18 protein-coding genes and 2 pseudogenes are annotated in these 17,645 nt (G+C 67.4%); 14 read left to right on the top strand and 6 right to left on the bottom strand.

Translation table 11 applies throughout. From position 1 onward, the window contains the following. Positions 1-79: 79 nt before the first annotated feature. The 3 genes from RT567_RS03065 to RT567_RS03055 are packed head-to-tail and all read left to right on the top strand — an operon-like array spanning position 80 to position 2,033. On the top strand, positions 80-304 hold the full coding sequence (locus RT567_RS03065; RefSeq protein ID WP_313574194.1) for a hypothetical protein: 225 nt from the start codon (positions 80-82) through the stop codon (positions 302-304). Beyond that, positions 301-717 carry a DUF2231 domain-containing protein gene (locus RT567_RS03060; RefSeq protein WP_313574193.1) on the top strand — a complete coding sequence of 139 codons (417 nt, stop codon included), beginning with the start codon at positions 301-303 and terminating at the stop codon, positions 715-717. The genes RT567_RS03065 and RT567_RS03060 overlap by 4 nt, the downstream gene beginning before the upstream one ends. Next, the gene (locus RT567_RS03055; RefSeq protein WP_313574191.1) at positions 714-2,033 is read left to right on the top strand and encodes a sorbosone dehydrogenase family protein; all 1,320 of its coding nucleotides are present in this window, start codon (positions 714-716) and stop codon (positions 2,031-2,033) included. Before RT567_RS03060 ends, RT567_RS03055 begins: the two co-directional genes overlap by 4 nt. A 176-nt stretch (positions 2,034-2,209) precedes the next feature. Here RT567_RS03055 and RT567_RS03050 read toward each other — a convergent pair. Then, positions 2,210-2,620 (bottom strand): annotated as a pseudogene (locus tag RT567_RS03050) (Lrp/AsnC ligand binding domain-containing protein); the annotation flags it as partial. Here RT567_RS03050 and RT567_RS03045 point away from each other — a divergent pair. The 3 genes from RT567_RS03045 to RT567_RS03035 all read left to right on the top strand — a co-directional run bounded on the left by RT567_RS03045 (position 2,609) and on the right by RT567_RS03035 (position 3,599). Continuing rightward, complete coding sequence (locus RT567_RS03045; protein ID WP_313574189.1) at positions 2,609-2,779, top strand: hypothetical protein; 171 nt, start codon at positions 2,609-2,611, stop codon at positions 2,777-2,779. The pseudogene RT567_RS03050 and the gene RT567_RS03045 sit on opposite strands and share 12 nt — an antisense overlap. Positions 2,780-2,887: 108 nt before the next feature. Beyond that, entirely contained in the window at positions 2,888-3,052 is a 165-nt protein-coding gene (locus RT567_RS03040) for a hypothetical protein (RefSeq protein WP_313574187.1), read from the top strand. 73 nt (positions 3,053-3,125) lie between these two features. Beyond that, complete coding sequence (locus RT567_RS03035) at positions 3,126-3,599, top strand: hypothetical protein (RefSeq protein ID WP_313574186.1); 474 nt, start codon at positions 3,126-3,128, stop codon at positions 3,597-3,599. A 253-nt stretch (positions 3,600-3,852) separates the two neighbouring features. Here the strand turns inward: RT567_RS03035 and RT567_RS03030 are convergent, their stop codons facing one another. Next, positions 3,853-4,101, bottom strand: a complete 249-nt coding sequence (locus RT567_RS03030; RefSeq protein ID WP_312205416.1) for a hypothetical protein — start codon at positions 4,099-4,101, stop codon at positions 3,853-3,855. Between the two features lie 161 nt (positions 4,102-4,262). On the opposite strand from RT567_RS03030, the gene RT567_RS03025 reads away from it, so the two are divergent. Continuing rightward, positions 4,263-4,436 carry a DUF1328 domain-containing protein gene (locus RT567_RS03025; protein WP_312205415.1) on the top strand — a complete coding sequence of 58 codons (174 nt, stop codon included), beginning with the start codon at positions 4,263-4,265 and terminating at the stop codon, positions 4,434-4,436. Positions 4,437-4,748: 312 nt separating this feature from the next. Continuing rightward, on the top strand, positions 4,749-4,898 hold the full coding sequence (locus RT567_RS03020; protein WP_313574183.1) for a hypothetical protein: 150 nt from the start codon (positions 4,749-4,751) through the stop codon (positions 4,896-4,898). 2 nt (positions 4,899-4,900) lie between these two features. Here RT567_RS03020 and RT567_RS03015 read toward each other — a convergent pair whose 3' ends face one another. Beyond that, positions 4,901-5,236, bottom strand: a complete 336-nt coding sequence (locus RT567_RS03015) for a hypothetical protein (RefSeq protein WP_313574182.1) — start codon at positions 5,234-5,236, stop codon at positions 4,901-4,903. 862 nt (positions 5,237-6,098) lie between these two features. On the opposite strand from RT567_RS03015, the gene RT567_RS03010 reads away from it, so the two are divergent. From RT567_RS03010 to RT567_RS02995, 4 genes are all read left to right on the top strand, one after another. Continuing rightward, a complete protein-coding gene (locus tag RT567_RS03010) occupies positions 6,099-6,560 on the top strand; it encodes an RNA polymerase sigma factor (RefSeq protein ID WP_313574180.1) in 462 nt (153 codons plus the stop codon). 13 nt (positions 6,561-6,573) lie between these two features. Then, the gene (locus tag RT567_RS03005; RefSeq protein WP_313574178.1) at positions 6,574-7,551 is read left to right on the top strand and encodes a FecR family protein; all 978 of its coding nucleotides are present in this window, start codon (positions 6,574-6,576) and stop codon (positions 7,549-7,551) included. A gap of 110 nt (positions 7,552-7,661) precedes the next feature. Then, on the top strand, positions 7,662-10,586 hold the full coding sequence (locus tag RT567_RS03000) for a TonB-dependent receptor (RefSeq protein ID WP_313574176.1): 2,925 nt from the start codon (positions 7,662-7,664) through the stop codon (positions 10,584-10,586). A 7-nt stretch (positions 10,587-10,593) separates the two neighbouring features. Further along, entirely contained in the window at positions 10,594-13,038 is a 2,445-nt protein-coding gene (locus RT567_RS02995) for a prolyl oligopeptidase family serine peptidase (RefSeq protein ID WP_313574174.1), read from the top strand. On the opposite strand, the gene RT567_RS02990 is transcribed toward RT567_RS02995, so the two are convergent. From RT567_RS02990 to RT567_RS02980, 3 genes are all read right to left on the bottom strand, one after another. Next, entirely contained in the window at positions 12,941-14,755 is a 1,815-nt protein-coding gene (locus tag RT567_RS02990; RefSeq protein ID WP_312204683.1) for an asparagine synthase C-terminal domain-containing protein, read from the bottom strand. The two genes, RT567_RS02995 and RT567_RS02990, sit on opposite strands and share 98 nt — an antisense overlap. Before the next feature lies 1 nt (position 14,756). Further along, on the bottom strand, positions 14,757-15,359 hold the full coding sequence (locus RT567_RS02985) for a lasso peptide biosynthesis B2 protein (RefSeq protein ID WP_313574172.1): 603 nt from the start codon (positions 15,357-15,359) through the stop codon (positions 14,757-14,759). A gap of 698 nt (positions 15,360-16,057) precedes the next feature. Then, positions 16,058-16,501: a helix-turn-helix transcriptional regulator gene (locus tag RT567_RS02980; RefSeq protein ID WP_313574171.1), complete on the bottom strand. Its 444-nt coding sequence runs from the start codon at positions 16,499-16,501 to the stop codon at positions 16,058-16,060. A gap of 268 nt (positions 16,502-16,769) precedes the next feature. On the opposite strand from RT567_RS02980, the gene RT567_RS02975 reads away from it, so the two are divergent. Further along, the gene (locus RT567_RS02975) at positions 16,770-17,381 is read left to right on the top strand and encodes a hypothetical protein (protein WP_313574169.1); all 612 of its coding nucleotides are present in this window, start codon (positions 16,770-16,772) and stop codon (positions 17,379-17,381) included. Further along, positions 17,378-17,645, top strand: a pseudogene (locus RT567_RS02970) (conjugal transfer protein TraG); the annotation flags it as partial. The gene RT567_RS02975 and the pseudogene RT567_RS02970, both read left to right, overlap by 4 nt.

Here is a 17,645-nt window from a genome sequence, read left to right as displayed (position 1 = left end):
TCATCGCCAGCCTGCGTCATATCGTTCGGGCTCGGAACCGCATGGCCTAGGGCCGATTGGGTCAGGCGAAGGAGGAGCCATGAACCAGACCCATGTCATCGAACGCGCGTTTGAAATCGCCGAGCGAGACCACGCCTGCCTTAAGGTAAGCGACGTGCGCGAAGCGCTTTCCCGGGAAGGCTATACGATCAGCGACCTGATGCATCTGGAAGGCTGGAGCATCCGCGAGCAGCTGAGACGGCGGATGAAGGCGCGCGGCGTCCGCGCGGTCCGTCGCGTCGAACTGGTCGAGAGCCGGCCGTGACCGCGTGGACCGGTCCGGGCCGGGCCGTGCAGGGGCTGATCCTGAGCGTTCCGGTGGCTCTGTTCAGCCTCGGGACCGCGACGGACGCGGCCTATCTCCGGACCGCGCAGATGCAGTGGAGCAACTTCTCTTCATGGGCGATCGTCGGCGGTTTGGTCTTTGGCGGGGCGGCTTTCGTATGGAGCCTGATCGACCTGGCCTGGGGACGTCGCGGGGTCTCGCGTTTTCTGTACAGCGGCGTCCTCGGGGCCTTGTGCCTTGTCGGGCTTGCGAACGCATTCAAGCATAGTCAGGACGGATGGAGCTCCGTGGGCGCGCTCGGCATCACCCTGTCCGCCCTGTGCTGCGTTCTGGCCCTGCTTGCGGGCTGGCTGCGCTATTCCGGGGTGCTGGACGAGGAGGCTGGCCGATGATTCGCAGCAGCCTTCTTCTGTACGGAGCCTTGGGCGGCGCCGTGGCTTTGGCCGCCTGCGGTCGAAGCGAAAAAGGGATCAATGAGGTCGGGCCGGCGCCTGACTTGCCGGAGATCAGGGAAACCCTGCTGCCGCCGATGCGTATCGCCCGGCCCGTAGGATGGGGAGATGAGACACCGCGCGCCCCCGAAGGCTTCGTGGTGACGGCCCTCGCTACGGACCTGCGTATTCCGCGTCAGATGCTGGTCCTGCCTAACGGCGACATCCTCGTGGCCGAGGGGCGGGGCGGCGGCGCGCCGGCCTTGAGGCCGAAGGACGTCATCGCAGGGGTCATCAAGAAGCAGGGCAATACGAAGGTCGAGAGCGGGGACCGTGTCACGCTGTTGCGCGACGCCGATAACGACGGCCGCGCCGAAGTCCGCTCGGTCTTCATCGACGGTCTCAACGCGCCTTATGGCCTCGCCTATGTCGACGGCCGCATCTATGTGGCCGAGCAGGACGCTCTGGTCAGCTTCCCCTATGTCGAAGGGCAGACCCGGATCTCGGCCTCCGCTGAAGAGGTGACGCGCCTGCCGTCCGCCCTCAATCATCACTGGACCAAGGCCCTGACCGCCAACGTCGATGGATCGACCCTCTACGTCGGCATCGGTTCCAACAGCAATGCGGGCGAGCGGGGTATGGCCGTGGAGGAGGAGCGGGCGGTCGTCTGGGCCGTCGATCGGGCCACGGGCGCGCGCCGGACCATCGCCCGCGGCATCCGCAATCCCACCGCGCTGGCGATCGAGCCGTCGAGCGCCGCTCTCTGGGCCGTAGTGAACGAAAGAGATGAAATCGGCCCCCAGCTCGTTCCGGACTATCTGACCTCGGTCCGCGACGGCGCCTTTTACGGCTGGCCATACAGCTACTGGGGACAGAATGTCGACCCGCGCGTGCGGCCCCAGAAGCCGGAACTGGTGGCCACGGCCGTGAAGCCGGATTACGCCCTGGGAGCCCATGTGGCGGCCCTCGGTCTCTCGTTCGCTCGCGACGGCGGCTTCGGCGGTGCCTTCGCCGAAGGGGCCTTCATCGGACAGCACGGGAGCTGGAATCGCCAGGATCTGGCGGGCTACAAGGTGGCCTGGGTTCCGTTCTCCGGCGGCCGGCCGGCCGGCCCGCCCGTCGACTTCCTGACCGGTTTTCTGACGGACAAAGGCGAAGCTCGCGGCCGTCCCGTGGGCGTCTGGTTCGATCCTCAGCGCCGGATTCTGCTGGTGGCCGACGACCTGTCCAACACGGTTTGGCGCGTCGCTCCCGCAGGGGCCGTTCCCGGGCGATAGATGGACTCGACGCTACAGTCGGGCCTCTGCGGTTTCGAGCAGCTTCAGCGCCTTGGCCAACGCTCGACGCGTGCCTCACGCGAGCTGCGGATCGTCTGCCGTTCCGCGTCGCGCCGTTCTTCCACCATCCAGATGGGGGAAATCTGCGAGGCGCCATGACGTCGATTGGCTACAGCGAGGACCGAGGTGTCCTTGACCTCTTCCATCACCGCATAGGTGCGGGTCTCGCGCACCCCTGGCATGACGCTCTGCGCGCCGGCCAGGAAAGCGCGGTAGGCGGCCATGTCCCTCATTGGCACCTTGATCAGATAATCGAAGCACCCCGCCACCATGTGGCACTCCAGCACCTCAGGCGAGCGGCCGATGCGCTCGGCGAACTGGTCGAAGATGTCCGAGGTCGTGCGGTCCAGCAGCACCTCGATGAAGATCAGCAGTTCGCGCTCGGCGAACTTCGGATCGATCAGGGCGGTGTAGCCGGTGATGACCCCTCGCTCACGCAGCCGCCGCACCCGCTCGAAACAGGATGACGCCGACATGGTGCCGCCTTCCCGCAGGCCTGCATGAAGGCGGATCGCATGAGCGCGCATCGCCAGTGGGACTACCCTCTGGCGGAAGCGCTGCGTCAGGAAGGTCGGCATGGCGTTCCCATCGTCAAGGCGGAGGGCGTGAACGGTGCGGGACGCTTTGTCGCCGGCGAGGGGCGCCACGGCGACTTCAAGACTACGAAAGAGGAGAAGGCTCAATGACCGCCCCTCTTTACGTTGAACTGGTTGAGCGCGGGGCCGCACAGCACGCCGATCGCATCGCCATGGTCGTGGGTTAGTTCGAACAGACCTTTGCCGAGGTCAACGCCCGTGCGAACCGCTATGGTCGCCATGCAGGTTCAGGGCATCACGCCGGGGGCGCGGGTGGCCCTGCTGATCAACAACGCGGTCGCCAGCATGCCCTTCGACTTCGCCTGTGCGAAGGCTGGAGTGAACCGGGTGCTGCTGCATTATCCGATCCAAGGCGGGAGCTGACTGTGCGAGGACGGATGCAGACTCCGTGAGAGGGCCGGACGCAACCCGCCGGGCCGAAGAGAGTTGAGCCTTCATGCGCTTCCTCGACCTGCTTCCCTCGGCCCTGATCGGCGTCGCGGCCAGCGCGCGTTCGATGACGCCCATGGCAATTATCGCCGCAGCGCGTCTGGGTCGCCGCGCCACGCCGGGCAGACTCGTTCTGCTCGATCATCCGTTGTTCAAGTTCGGCGCGCTGGCGATGGGCGTTGGCGAACTCCTGGGCGACAAGATGAAGTCAGCGCCGGATCGTACGGTATTCCTCGGCCTGCTTGCGCGGATCGCGAGCGCCGGGATCGCCGGTGGCGCCCTGGCGCCGAGGGGGCGCGAACGGCTCGGCGCCGCCCTGGCTGTAGGCGTCGCCATACCGCTCGCCTATCTGACGCTCACCGGCCGAAAGGCCGCAGCGCGACGCATTGGCCAGACCCGCAGCGGGATCGTTGAGGACCTTGTCGCTGCAGGCATTGGCGTTGCGACGGTCGCTAGTGCGACACACGCGCGGCGGCCTTAGCCGACGGTGCGTGAGCCTGATGTTGCGCGCCTCTCCGTTGAACTGCGAGATCGCGCGCCCGCGCCGATCGGCAAGAGGCGTCAGGTCGGCTTCTTGCGCCCCGACGCAAAGCGCGACGTCTTTGTATCGAGCGTCGCCGGAACAGGGCGGTGCTCAAGCTGTGCGGCGGCGCAAGAGCGCCGCCGCCACCGACGATCAATCCAGTCGAATGGGCGCCGTTCCGGAGATTCGGAAGGCCACCCATACCTGCTGATCAGGTGCCAGAGCCAAAGCCCTTGGGACCGCCGGCGCCCGCGGCGCCTTCGCCGCCGGTCGAAGGCGATGGGCTGCGGTCGGCCGGGTTGTTGTTCGCAAGCGGGTCTTGATTGGCGCCGGCCTTGCGGGCCTTGCGGCCAGCTTCGATATCATCGCTTTCCAGGTCGGGCGCTTCATTAGGCTCACGGTTCGGGTCATTCCGTTGGACATCGGTCATGGCAAACTCCTGTTGGTTGAGTAGAACCAATCAGCAGGAGACGACCCCGTTCCTGCGGCCGCGCTACACGATAAGTTTGGCCGAGAGCGGTGGAACCTAAAGACGTGAGAGGGTTCCACGGTGCACGTTGGGCAGGTCGGAACCGCTAAGCCTGCCTCTCGTTGGACCTTCGCTATTAGAAGGAGAACGACATGCTCAAGTGGGCACTGATATTCGCAATCGTCGCCATCATCGCGGGCATTCTTGGCTTTGGCGGCATCGCTGGCACGGCGGCTGGGATCGCGAAATTCCTGTTCGGCCTCGCCGTGGTGATCTTCTTGATCTTCCTGGCTTTGGGCGTCTTCGCGGCGAAGAAGGTCACCTAGGTTTTTGACGAGAGACGGCCCGGCGAGAGCGGAGGGGGTCGCTCTCCAGCCGGGCCGTTGATCCCATTGGCGGCCTGGGACCGGCAGTTCCAGGAAACTGCACACCTGTGTATCCAGCGGCAGAGGTTGGGGACCGCTGAGGACGCATGCGTGAGCACGAGGGTCGCAACCTATACGGGAGCGGACAACTCACAATGGCGTCAGCGCGCCAGAAGGTCGCACATGAACGAAGACGACGATATCGACCCTTCAGACGACCCGATCTATCGGGCTGGAGTGCTGATGGGCAGAAATTAAGCCCTTACGGACGTCATGGAGCGCCTGTTCTCGCCAGACGCCGTATCGGCCGAGAAGACCGTCCGCGCCCTTCACGCTTGGGTCCAGCAGACCATGGACGAGGTGAGGGTCGAGATGCAGCTCGTGTTCGCGGATTTCGAGGCCGAGGACGACGAAGACGATTAGGCCTAGAGCTTAGCGAGCGCCTTCTCCAGGCGAGCCTGTAGTTTCTCGCGCTGCGCTTCATAGGCCGTCCGTTCCTCTTCCCCGCGCGCTCTAAGGGCTTGCAGCTCTTCTTCCAGCCGCCGTGCGGGCTGACCGTGCATGGCGTCGAGGTCGTCCAAGGCGAGTTGGCCTTCCTCCACTCGTTTCCGATCAGCGGCGCTGGGCTGCTTCGTCTTCTTCGCCGCGCACTTCTTTGGAGCGCCCGCCGGCAGCTTCACGTCGAGCTTGCGCTCAATCACCGTGCCGGGCGAAGCCTTGGCGGCCTCGGCGTCGGGGCTATCGTCGACTTCCTTGGCCAAGCCGGTGGCAAGTGATCCTGGCCGCTGCCCCAAGCGGCTAACGCCTTTGGTCACGAGCTGGCCGCCACGGTGAAGGTGTGGAAGCCGTCCGACCATTCGAACAGCTTGAGCCGCGGAGCCATACAGCACTCATGCCAAGGCGCGCTGCGGGTGATGGATGATAAGCCAGCGCGCGTCGGAGCGGAGATAGGTGGAGGTGCAAACGCAGCCTTAGGGCGTACGGCCGTCCCATTTTTACAGCGGGGGGTGTCGCCGTCGTCCACACAAGCCACGTCGCAGAGAAAGCGATCAGCAAGAGGCGTTGCCGCACGGGCGTCCGGGGCTGAGGATGCCACGAATATGAGGCGATCCAGACCGCTATCGAACGGCCAGGATAGTGCCGCCCAAAACGCCGGCGGCGGCGGGTGACAAGCATTATAAACCTTGAGCTGGGCTCGGGCTGGCGTTCGGACCGAAGGAGGGGTGCAGGCCAGCCAATGCGGTGAAGGGGGGAAGAACGGCGCATCGTGGCAAGCTCACGAGATCGCGTTTAGAGCGGATTGATCCGTGCGGATACTGGATGACAGATGCAAGGGCCCACTTGGTTCGAATGCGCCTTGCCAAGTGGGAGCGGATGAATCAGGCTTGAGGGGCGTCTGATTTGACGCCGGGGCGTGAGAACCTCGCTTGAGCAGATCCTGAAATCACCACTTCGCGCTCCGTGGCGGCGGGTGGCCATCGCACATGTCCAGGCTCCCTTGGGAGCTAAAGGCGTTGGCGCATGTGTTTGAGCATGTTCTCAACACCCGGTGCTTCGGCCGGGTCCGCCTCTTGGAAAGGAGGCGGACCCGTGTCGGATCGGACTGGAGAGCTGAAGGAAGGCGTGGGTCTGGCGACGCTTTATCGTCGCCACGCGCTCTGGCTGGCGCGACGCCTGCGCAGCCGTTTCGGCGAGGAAGGCGAGGACATCGCTCACGACGCCTGGAGGAAGCTGGCGGCCGCCTATGCGTCCGGACGGGAGATCCGGCATCCGCGGGCCCTGCTGATGACGGTCGCGGGACGCCTCGCCTCCGACCGGGCCGCCCGGCGGTCGCGCCGGGAGGCGCTGGAGTCGATGGCGGCGGCTTCTTCCCCGCTGGCGGAGACCGGCGCACAGGAGGCGGCGGTCATGATGGAGCAGTTGATCGTCGCCTTGCCAGATGATCTCAGGAGTGTCTTTGTGATGTCGCGGTTCGGCGGGCTGACGAATGCGCAGATCGGCGTGCGGCTCGGTCTCAGCCCCAAAACTGTCGAATGGCGGATGACCCGGGCCCTGGCCCACATCACCGCCCAACTGAGGCGCTAGTATGAGGCGCGCGATGACTGGCCCGATCAGGACGGCGAAGACCGCGGAGCTTGAAGCCGCAGCCTGGCATGGCCGGCTGGGCCAGCCGCGCGTCACGACACAGACCATCGAAGACTTCTTCGCCTGGCGGGAAAAACCCGAGAACGCCGACGCCTACAGACGCGTGGAGCTGGCCTGGAAGCAGGCCGGCGCCGCCGCCTCCAGTCCGGCCATCCAGGCGGCGCTGGACGACGCCATGGCGTCTGGTCCGGCGCGCCGCAGCGCAGGACGGCGATTGGCGCCCTTGGGCCCCGCCGCGGGCGTGCTGGCGGCCGGCGTCCTCGCCGCCGCCCTGATATATGGCGGCTGGACCTGGTCCGCCGCTCGCGGAACCTATGAGACAGGGGTGGGCGAGCAGCAGCTCGTGCAGCTTGCGGACGGGTCGTCCGTAAGACTCGATACGGACAGCCGTGTCCGGGTCCGCTTTACAGACGGGCGGCGCCTGATCGAGCTGGAGCGCGGCCAGGCCATGTTCACAGTGGCTCCGAACCCGACCCGGCCTTTCGTCGTCCAGGCGGGCGGGGCGGCGGTCACCGCCCTCGGCACGGTTTTCGACGTGCGTCGCGACGGAGGCGAGGTGCGGGTGGTCCTGGTTTCCGGTGTCGTGCAGGTTGAAGGGGCAAGCCTTGCTACGCCCACCCGAATGCAGGCCGGGCAGGAGACTCGGGTCACGCCGCGCGGCACCTTGTCCCGCCCGGTCGATGTGGCCGCCGCGTCAAGCTGGACCGAGGGACGGCTGACCTTTGTCGACGCGCCCCTGGGCGACGCCGTCGCCGAGGTGAACCGCTATCTGTCCCGGCCCGTGGTGCTGGGCGACGGGGTGGACGCCGGGATGGCCGTCAACGGCGTCTTCAGGGCCGGGGACAGGGAAGCTTTCGTCGCGGCGGCGTCCGGCGCCCTGGGTCTCAAGCCGGCGAACCAGTCGGACGGCACGGTTCGACTGGACGGTTGAGATCGGGCGGCTGACAGAGGCCGCGAAAAAATATTCGGGACCGCTCCGGGGCAGGCCGGGGGCAGGGCGGTCTCTTCTTCCGACGCGAGGGGCGTCGGAGGAAATCGAGAATGACAAGACAGGGCCTTTTATCGGGCGCGGCCGTCTGCGCTGCGGCGCTCGCCTTTGCGGGGACGGCGTGCGCCCAGGCGCCGCGGCACTACGACATCCCGCCCGGCGCGCTGCGCGATGCGCTGAACCTCTATGCGGCCCAGTCCGACAAGCAGCTCTTCTTCGCAGGCGGTCTGGTCGAAGGCCGCCGCTCGCCCGGACTCAAAGGCAGCTATTCCCCAGCCGATGCCTTGGACCGGCTGCTGGACGGCGCCGGCCTGGCCTGGGTCGAGCCTCGCGCGGGGGTGATCTATCTGCATCGCGAAGCGACGACGGAGCAGGCCGCGACGCTTGTGGACGACGTCGTCGTGACCGGCAGCCTGCTGAGGGGCGCCCGGACCGGCATAGCGCCCGTCGTGACCCTCGGCCGGGATGAGATCGACGCGCGGAGCGAGGCCACGGTGGCGGAGATCCTCACGGGATTGCCGCAGAACTACGCCGGGACCTCCACCCCCCTGGTCCAGGGCGCCGCGGCGGATCGCGGCGGCTCCAACTCGGCCTTCGGGACCGGCGTCAACCTGAGGGGGCTCGGACCGTCCTCCACCCTGGTCCTGGTGAACGGGAGACGCATGGCGGGGTCCGGCTTCCGGGCGGAGTTCGCCGACGTCTCGGCTTTGCCTTCGGCGGCGGTGGAGCGTGTGGATGTCCTTCTCGACGGCGCCTCGGCCCTTTACGGCGCCGACGCGGTGGCCGGGGTGGTCAATGTCATCCTGCGCCGGAGCTTCGACGGCCAGGAGACTCGCATGCGCGCTTCGGCGGCGCGCGGCGGCGGCGAGGACCTGATGATCTCTCATCTGATCGGTCGCCAGTGGAGCGGCGGGGGCGCCTATCTCTCGGTCGAATACCAGGACCTCAACCCCCTGAGTTCGCTCGACCGGGACTATACAAGGGACGGAGACCTGCGGCCCTTCGGCGGCAGCGACCGTCGCGGCCTGTACGGGAATCCCGGCAATATCCTGGCCTTTGATCCGGCGGCGGGGGGTTATGTGTCGCGCTACGCCCTGAGGCCGGGCGCGAGCGGCGAGGTCCTCACGCCCGCCGACTTCGAGGCCGGCGCCGCCAATCATCAGTCGGCCATGCTGGGCAACGACCTGACGCCGAAGATCGAGCGGCTGAGCCTTTACGGACGGCTGAGCCAGGGCCTGGGAGACTCGATCGACCTCACGGCGGACCTCCGTTACAGCCGGCGCGACTACGCCTTCCTGAACAGCGCGGGCGGGGGGCTGTTCAACGTTACCGCCGCCAATCCCTGGTTTGTCTCGCCCAATGGGTCGGCTTCACATCTCATCGGCTATTCCTTCTACGAGGACTTTGGCTCGGCGCGGCAGACAGGACTGGCCGAAAACGGCGGCGTCACCCTGGCGGCCCGCATCCAGTTGCCCGCCGACTGGAGTCTGGACGCCTCGGCCGTCTGGGCCGAGGAACGGGCGAAGTTCCACAACGCCAACCGCATCAATCTGAGATACGTCAACGAGGCGCTGGGAACCCTGCCGGACGATCCGGCCACCCCCTTCAGCGCGCAGCGAGACGGCTACCTCAACCTCTTCGGCGGGCCCAATACCCCGGCGGTGCTGGACTTCATCAGCAGCGGCTTCACCTCCTCCCTGGACCACAGCCGGTCGGGATCGCTGAATCTTCTGGCGGAAGGGCCGCTCTTCACCTGGCGGGGCGGGGAGGCCCGCGGGGCCGTAGGTCTGCAGTGGCGCACGGACAGTTTCGAAACCGAAACCGTGTCGCTGAACAGTTCGGTGGCGCCCCTGCTGATCGCCGTGCCGCGCCAGTCGCGCGAGGTGGCGGCGGTGTTCGGCGAGGTGCGCCTGCCGCTGGTCGGAGAGGCGGATGCGCGGCCCGGCCTGAAGTCCCTCGAGCTGTCGCTGGCCGGGCGGCTAGAGCGCTATGACGACGTCGGCGAGACCGCCAATCCCCGGATCGGTCTGGCCTGGTCGCCCATGGAGGGGCTGAAGGCGCGCACGACCTGGGGAACCTCCTTCAGGGCGGCTTCCCTGCCTCAGATGCATGACGCCCCCGGGGCGACAGCGGCCCTTTTGAACCAGAGCGGAGGCGGGCAGGCGTTCGCAGTCATGCTCTATGGGGGCAATCCGGACCTCAAGCCGGAAACCGCCGACACCTTTACGGCGGGCTTCGACTGGAGGCGGGAAGGCGGCCTGAGCCTGGACCTCACCTATTTCGATACCCGCTTCACCGATCGCATCGCCCAGCCGGTGGCGGAGAACCTCATCGGCGCCCTGGTTGATCCTGCTCTGGCACCCTTTGTCAGGCTGGTGTCGCCGTCGACCAGACCGGCGGACCTCGCCCTGCTCCAGGCCTACGCCGCCACGCCCGGGTTTCCAGGCTTCTATCCGATCGAGACCTTCAGCGCCGTGGTCGACACCCGCTGGGTCAATACAGGCGCGGTCAAGGTGCGGGGGCTCGACCTGACGGCGCGATATCCCTTCCGCCTGGGCGGACAGAGCTTCGCCGCAGACGCCGCCGCCTCCTGGCTGTTCGACTATGAAACTCGCCCGACCCCTGCGGCCGAGGCGCGACAGGTGGTGGGGCTATCCGGCTACCCGGGGCGGCTGCGCGCCCGGACCGGTTTGACCTGGATCGGAGAGGCGGTCTCGGCCTCGCTGCACTGGAGCCATGTTTCCGAGGTCCGCGATCGTCAGGGGGCAAGCGTTGACCCGTGGAACACGGTCGAGACCCAGGTGGCGTGGACGCCCTCGACGGGCGCCTGGCGGGGACTTCGCCTCGCCCTCAGCATCCAGAACCTCTTCGACGAGGACCCGCCGTTCCACGACGCCCCTACCGGCTATGGCTTCGACGCCGGCCAGGCCAATCCCATGGGGCGCATCTTCGCCCTTCAGCTCATCAAGCGCTGGTAAGTTTATAATGAAAAAGACCTTTTACCGCCTCGCGGCGGCTGTGCTGGCGCTTGCCTGCATCGCATCGCCTTTGCGCGCCCTGGAGCGCCCCATCACTGTGGAGGACATCGTAAAGCTGGAAGCCTTCGGCCGGGTCTCGGTCGCCCCGGACGGCCGGTGGGCCGTTTATGAGAAACGCGACGACTACGACACCATCCCCAACTACGACCATGTGCAGCGCGCGCCCTGGACCATCATGGACCTGTGGCGGGTGGACCTGAGGGCGGCGGATCCGCGCCCGGAACGTCTGCTGCCGGATGAGCCGCTCGGTCTCCAGCGCGGCGACTGGTCGCCGGACGGTCGACGGCTCACCGTCTTCCGGTTCCGCGGCGACATCTATGAGCTCGGGATCGTGGAGGTCGCTACCCGGGCTGTGGTCTGGACCGGGCTTACGCCTGAAATTCCGCTCAAGGGGGCGCCGGTGATCTGGACCTCCAACGACCAGCTGGCGGCGGCGGTGCGCCCGGCCGGCGACCTGCCGCTGATTCTGCAGCACTTCTACGAACCGAAGAAGCGGATCGCCGAGGCCTGGGCGCGAACCTCCTCCGGACGCGAGCGGTCCCGCACCGTGATCGAGGCGGACAAGGGCGTGGTGCGGTCGGAACAGCCCGCCGCCCCGCAGGACCTGGTCCTGATCGAAGCCGCCAGCGGCCAGGTGCGGCGGACCCTGATGAGCGCCCATCTCACCGACCTCGTGCTTTCGCCCGACGGACGCCGGCTCGCCGTCCTCGCGAGCGGCGAGGCCATGCCCCTGCTGACGCCCATGGTCCAGTTCGACGAACCCTTCCGGCAGAGGCTGACGCTGATCGACCTGGAGACGGGACGATCAGGTCGTCTGGATCAGGTCTTCGATGTCGCGCCCCAGCTGTTGCGATGGAGCCCGGATTCAAGGGCGCTGCTCGCCTGGATGCGGGGGGACGACCAGGCCTGGTCGGAAGGCGGCCTCGTCTCGGTGGATGTCGCTGGCCGGACGCGTTCCTGGCCCTCCGCCGTCCGACCCGGGCCTGACATCGACATCCTTCGGGGTGTTCGTGCCGACTGGCTGGACGGCGCTCCCATCCTCTACGGCAGGGCGCCGGGGGAGGACCGTGCGGACTGGCACGCCATAGGGGTTTCGCCCTCCGTCAATCTGACGGCCGGGCTGGAAGCGCCCCCGGCCGTACTCATGACCGCGGATCGCGGCGCATTGACCCTCTTCGCCGACGGCCGGCAGTGGGCGGTGGAGCCAGGCGGGGTGCGTCCGCTCGGGGATCCGGACCTCAGGCTTCGCTGGGCCCGTATTCTCGATCCCGAACGCCCGCGACGGCAGGGCCAGGAGGCCGAGCGCAGGGCCTGGTCTCCGGCTTTGGGGTCCAAGGGCGAAACCCTGATCCTCGCCGCGACGGGCGAGGCTGAAGTGGCGGGGCCGCCATCCGGCCCGGCCAGTATGCGGGTCGTCGGGGCAGGTCCCGGCGCGGTCCTCGCCCTCGAGCAGAAGGAACTGGTCGAGACCCTGGTCCTGCGGCGAGGCGACGAAAGCCGCCCCTTGGATGCTGTCAATCAGGACCGGGCCGACGTGGTTCTGGCCCCGACCATTCCTCTAATCCACAACAACGCCTTCGGCCAGCCGACCCAAAGTTCCCTCCTTCTGCCCAAGGGCCCGATCAAGGGACTCTTCGTCCCTATCTATCCCGGCTATGTCGACGACGGCGGCTGGTACGGCCCTCTATTCCTGACCTATAATATCCGCTCTGCGGTCATGGCCGGTCTCGGCTATGCGGTGCTTTCGCCGTCCATTCCGGCTGATTTGCCTGGAACCCGGGACCACGCCTTCTACGAGGAGAGCATAGGCTTGGCGGTGGATGCGGCCTTCGCGGCCTATCCGGAACTGCCGCGGAACCGTACGGCCATCTTCGGGCACAGCATGGGCGGCTATGTCGGCCTGATCCTCGCCACCCGGACGGACCGGTACCAGACCTATATCCTCTCCTCATCGGCCGGAGACATGATCGGCAAGTGGGGAGAATTCGATCCGACGAGCCGTATCCTGACCGAGGTTGCGCCAGTCTCCCTGCGCAATCACCAGGGCTGGATCGAAACCGGCCAGGGCGAAATCGGCGCCACGCCCTGGAGCGATCCGGTCAAGCTCGCGGCGGAAAGCCCCTATCTGCATGCCGACCGGATCCGCAATCCGGTCATGCTCATCACCGCTGATCAGGACTTTATCGGCACGTCCCAGTCGGAGCGCACCTTCAGCGCTCTGGCGCGGCTGGGCGTACGGACACGGATGACGACCTATTGGGGCGAATATCACGCTCGATGGAGCCCGGCCAACATCAGGGATCAGTATGAGCAGATCCTGGAATGGCTGGACGAGACCCTGCCGCCCGAGACGGAAGGGAAGGGGGCGCAAGCCGGCGCTCCCAGACCCTGACCCAGGCCTCGAAGGCCGCAGCCGTCAGTACGGGGCCGTAGCGGCCGCGCCAGATGAGGCTTTCCCGCGTGAGAAGCCGGCTGGTCCCCTCGATGTCTATGACGCCGAGAGCGGCCAGCCGGCCCTCCATCAGCCAGGCGCGAAGAAAGTCCAGGTGGTCGAGGACGATCTTTCCATAGACGCGGCTCATGTCGCCCTTGGAGCGACGGTCGAGGATTTCAGGGGGCAGGCTTTCGCTGAAGGCCATGCGGGCCAGACCGCGGTCCCGGCCGTCATGGACAAGGAGGCGGGCGGGAAGGGCGAGGCAGGTTTCGAAGACGGGCTGGCTGCAGAGGGGATGACGGACGTCTATGGTTTCGGTCAGGCGCGACGGCCCGTGCCGGGAGATATTGTCCCGAACCCCCGCCATCTGCCAGGCCTTGGCGGGACCAAAGGCGGCCGCATGGCGCCGCCACCGCCTGTGCAGCCTGGTTTCGGACGTCGGAGGAAAGAGGCCGTCGTCATGGGAAGGCGGATGGGCGCCATGGCGACGAAAACGGCGGGCGTCGGCCGCCAGGGACCAGAGAGAGCGTTCGCTGGCCAGGGCGACGGCGCGGCCGTCCGTTGAGACCAGGCTGCGCCATCCGGTCTGCAGCCAGAGCTCGGTGAAGACGTCGCTTCCGGCGCCCTGCATCAGGACGGAATCCCCGCCCTTGCCGGTCATCAGGGCGGTGACGCCCGCCTCCGCCAGACGCCGGGCCCAGTCCAGGTCGTGGGCCGCGTCGAGAGCCGCCAGACCGGGACGGAAGCCGGTGTTGGCGCTTTCAAGAACGGCCGGGGTCAGTGAAGCGACAGTGTGGGGCGCGCTGGTCAGGTCGACGCCGAGGCGGGCCGCCAAAGGGGCTGTCCAGCGGCGTTCGTCGGATTCGCGCGTCTCGCCATAGGTGTTCAGCCAGAGCTTCACCTCATGGTCGGTCTCGACCAGGCTGGCGGCGACGAGGCTGGAATCCAGGCCGCCCGACATTTCCGACGCAAGGGGAGCGGAAAGTCCGGCGAGGCCTGACACCGCCTCCTGTACCGCGGCCTTCAGGTCGCTCGCCGCCTGCTCAGGGCTTCGGGCTTCGGCGAGGCTGCGACGCGCAAAGCTTGAGGCCGACCATAGGGGGACTTGCGGGGTGTCCAGCGGCAGGGGCTGGACGACGCCCGGCGAGACGGCGACGGGGCCGTCGAAGAGGAGGTCCTCGACCGCCATGGCCGGATTGCGCAGAGCCTGGAGGAGGCGGTCCGGCGCAAGGCGCCAGTCCGGCGGCAATCGGGCCAGCAGCCAAGCCGGCGGGCTCGAGGCGATGAGGAGGAGATCCCCATGTCGCCAGGCGATGCAGTCGAGCGCGCCGGACGGATCGCGAAGAATGGCGTCCAGGTTTCCGTCGGGGGCGAAGCGGAGGCCGATGAAGCGTCCCCAGAGACGCGCCAGCATCTTGGCCTCATAGCCCCATGGATCGTCCCCGCGACCAGGCGGGAAGACGGGCTTGCGTCGATCCATGACGTCCCCGATCAGGGTCCAGCCGCCGATCTCGCGAACCACCGGCGGGTGCGGGCCGGTCGTGGCGATCCAGCCATGAGGGCCGAGGGTGTTGGTCGCCCACCCGTTCCGCTCGGCGAGACGCCGAAGATCATTGACGAGGGCTTGGCAGGCCGGCGTCTTCACGCACGCTTGGACGATCAGGTAGTCACCCATGTCAAGCCGCCATGATCGGGGTGTAGAAACGCACCCGGTCGAGGGTGTCGCCGATCACCAGGTCGTCGATCTGCAGCCAGCAATGGGCGCCGAAGGGCCAGGTGCGGACGCCAAAGACCCAGCTAGGTGCCCAGCCCTCGATCCGCAGCAGGCGGCGCAGGAGGTAGGCGCGCTGCAGGCATTCGCCTTCAAAAGGAACCCAGGGGGCCACGGCGCGGGCGGCGGCTGTGATCGCGGCTAGCCTCTGTCGATCCTGCGCTCGGCCCGGAGACGCGGGGCCGGGTTCGTCGACAAGCCGCTTGAGGGCGCGGCCGCGGAAGGCGGCGGTACCCGCGCTGAGAGACAGAAAGGCGCGCAGCCTGTCAGCGCGCCGCGTTTTAGGCAGAGACGCAAGCTCTCGTCGGGCGACCGGAATCGCGGAGCGAGGCGGTCGGGGCTCTGCGGTGGCGAAACCGGCCTCGATTAACTGGCGGGCGATGTCGACGTCCGGGACGGTGAGGGCGCCGTCGGGCGCGATGTTCAGCCAGGCCGCGGCGTCGACCAGACACTCATAGCGATCGGCCTGGACGTCGAGGACGACCACGTCCTCGTGCAGTCTGGCCATGAAGACGGTCGGGGGAAGATGGAGGAATTGGGTCATGGAGGAGCAGGTGCGGGCGGCGGGGACCGCCGCCCGCCTGTGTCAGCCGATCTGGGTGCGGCTGGGGTAGACCAGCATTTCGAGCCAGGGGCCTTCACGGCCGTCGCGGGTGACGGCGCGGGCGGCGCCGAGGCTGATGCGGTTCAGTGCGAGGGTGGTCATGGACGTCTCTCCTGTTGCTGGCCACGGTTGTGGCCGGGAGAGTGAGCGCCGGCGGGGCGGGTATACGAAGCGATATCCGTCCGATATCCGCCGTGCACTGCTCAATGATCGGGATATCGCGACTGGAAGACCTGGATCTCGACATAGGGACCGCAGAGGCAGTCCCTGGTCATGGTCCAGGCCCGGCCCAGGTCGAGGCGCTGAAGGCGCATGGTCATTCTCCTGTCAGGGTAGCGGGTTGCGGGCGGACACGGCGGCGTCCGAAGTCCGCCCGCTGGTCCCGTCAGCCGACGGGCTTGCGGCTGTCGAAGGCGTGGATCTCGGTATAGAGACCGCCCTGGCCGTCGCGCGTCAGGTGACGGGCGACGCCGAGCGTGATGGTCTTGAGCGTGATCATGTCTTTCTCCCTTGTGCAGGCCGCACAGCGCGGCCCCGGCATCGAGCGCTCCGGCGGGAGGAATACGAAGCGATATCCGGCCTATATCCGCCGTCGTCCGGCGTCAGCGGCCCGGGCGCGGGCGCGTTGCAGCGAGGTCGGCCTGGCCTTCGGCGATGAATGAGCGAGCCAGGCGGGCCTCCTCGATCTTGCGGGCGAGTGCGCTGAACATCTCGCCGGTGATCTCGAGCACGTCTCGCGCGCTCAGCAGTGCGATGGCGGAGCCCTGGGTTCGCACAAACCGGCTCATCCCGGATGTCAGGACGGTGGCGAGCTGGTTGTCGGCCCCGTCTATGGCGAAGTCCGGCGCGCGCACCACGATGGCCAGCAGTATGCCGTTGGCGTCGCTGTCAGTGGCCCGGGCGAAACGGTGAAGATAGTCCTGGTTGAGCCGGGTGCCGCCCGCCTCGAAGCGCTCATAGGTCCGCAGGCTCATGTTCATGCGGCCGGCGGTCTCTTGGGCGGTCTGTCCGCGCAGACGTCGAATGTCCTTCAGGATGCGCGACAAGACCTCGCCGTCGCTGACATCGTCCGGAGGATCCTTCATGGCCGCGTCCCTTCGACAGTAGAGGTGAGGTCAAGCTTCACCTTGCAACGTAAAGCTGTCGATCGGGGAATTATTTCCGGATTTACCGCCGTAAACCGGCGGGTCATCCGCCCAATAGCGGCGGGCCGCCCGTCGATAACTGGCGGATAGACTGGGCGGCGCTTGCCATGCTGCGGCTTTCTTGTCGGGTTGGCCCGGCAATACCGCGTGCAATCTCAGGGGGCAGACCTTGATACGCTTGCGCGATCCCTTCGGTCAGGCGCTGGATGTGCTTCGCCAGGCCCTGGCCGAGGGGCGTCATACAGCCGGCAGGCCCATTGTCATCGCCGACGAGGCCCGGGCCTTGCGCCTGTCGACCACGCCGGTCCGGGAAGCGCTTTGCTGGCTCGGGGGCGAGGGTCTGGTCGAAAGAGGCGCGGCCGGCGGTTTCGTCGCGCCTCGCCTCGACGCCGCCGCCCTGGCCCAGAGGTATGATTTCCGGGGCCTCTGCCTGCTGGAGATGAGCCGGCGCACCCGGGCCCTTCCCCCTCCGGGCCTGATTACGGCCGGGACCGCCGCCCGCAGGCTCGAGGACCTCTGGCGCTGGCGCATGCGAAGCCTGGGCGACGTCGGCCTTTATGAAGCCTTCGCTGCGGTTCAGGGCAGGTTGGCGCGGTTCACGGCGGCGGAGAGCCGAGTCTTCGCCGACGTAGAGGCCGAGGCGGAGGCGCTGCTTCGCTCGGACCCCGAGGAAGTGGCGGTCCTGGTTCACCCCTATCATGATCGACGGGCGGCGGCGGCCTCCCTGCTCGTGCTGGAGGCCGAGGCGGACGAGCCTGCTGGGACGGGGGGCGAACCGTGAGCCGCCTTCTCTTTCGTATTCTGGCCTTTGTGGCCGGCGTGACCCTCGGGTGTCAGGCGGGGTCGCAGGCCTTCGCCTGGCGTTTCGCCAACGCTGAAGACCTCGATCCGGCCTGGAGACCGTTTGAAGACCTGGCCTTCTATCCGCCCTGGTCCCTCTTCGTCTGGCGGGACAGGTACGGTCCGGCCGCTCACGCCGCCGTGGCCGCCGGCGCGATCCATGTGCTGATCGGCGGCGCGTGCGGCCTCGCCGCGGGCGCCCTTG

Origin of the sequence: Brevundimonas sp., from assembly GCF_032107865.1 — a bacterium.
In the GTDB taxonomy this organism is placed as follows: Bacteria; Pseudomonadota; Alphaproteobacteria; order Caulobacterales; family Caulobacteraceae; genus Brevundimonas.
Note: the sequence above shows the minus strand (reverse complement) of the source record. Positions and strands in the feature narration are given on the sequence as shown.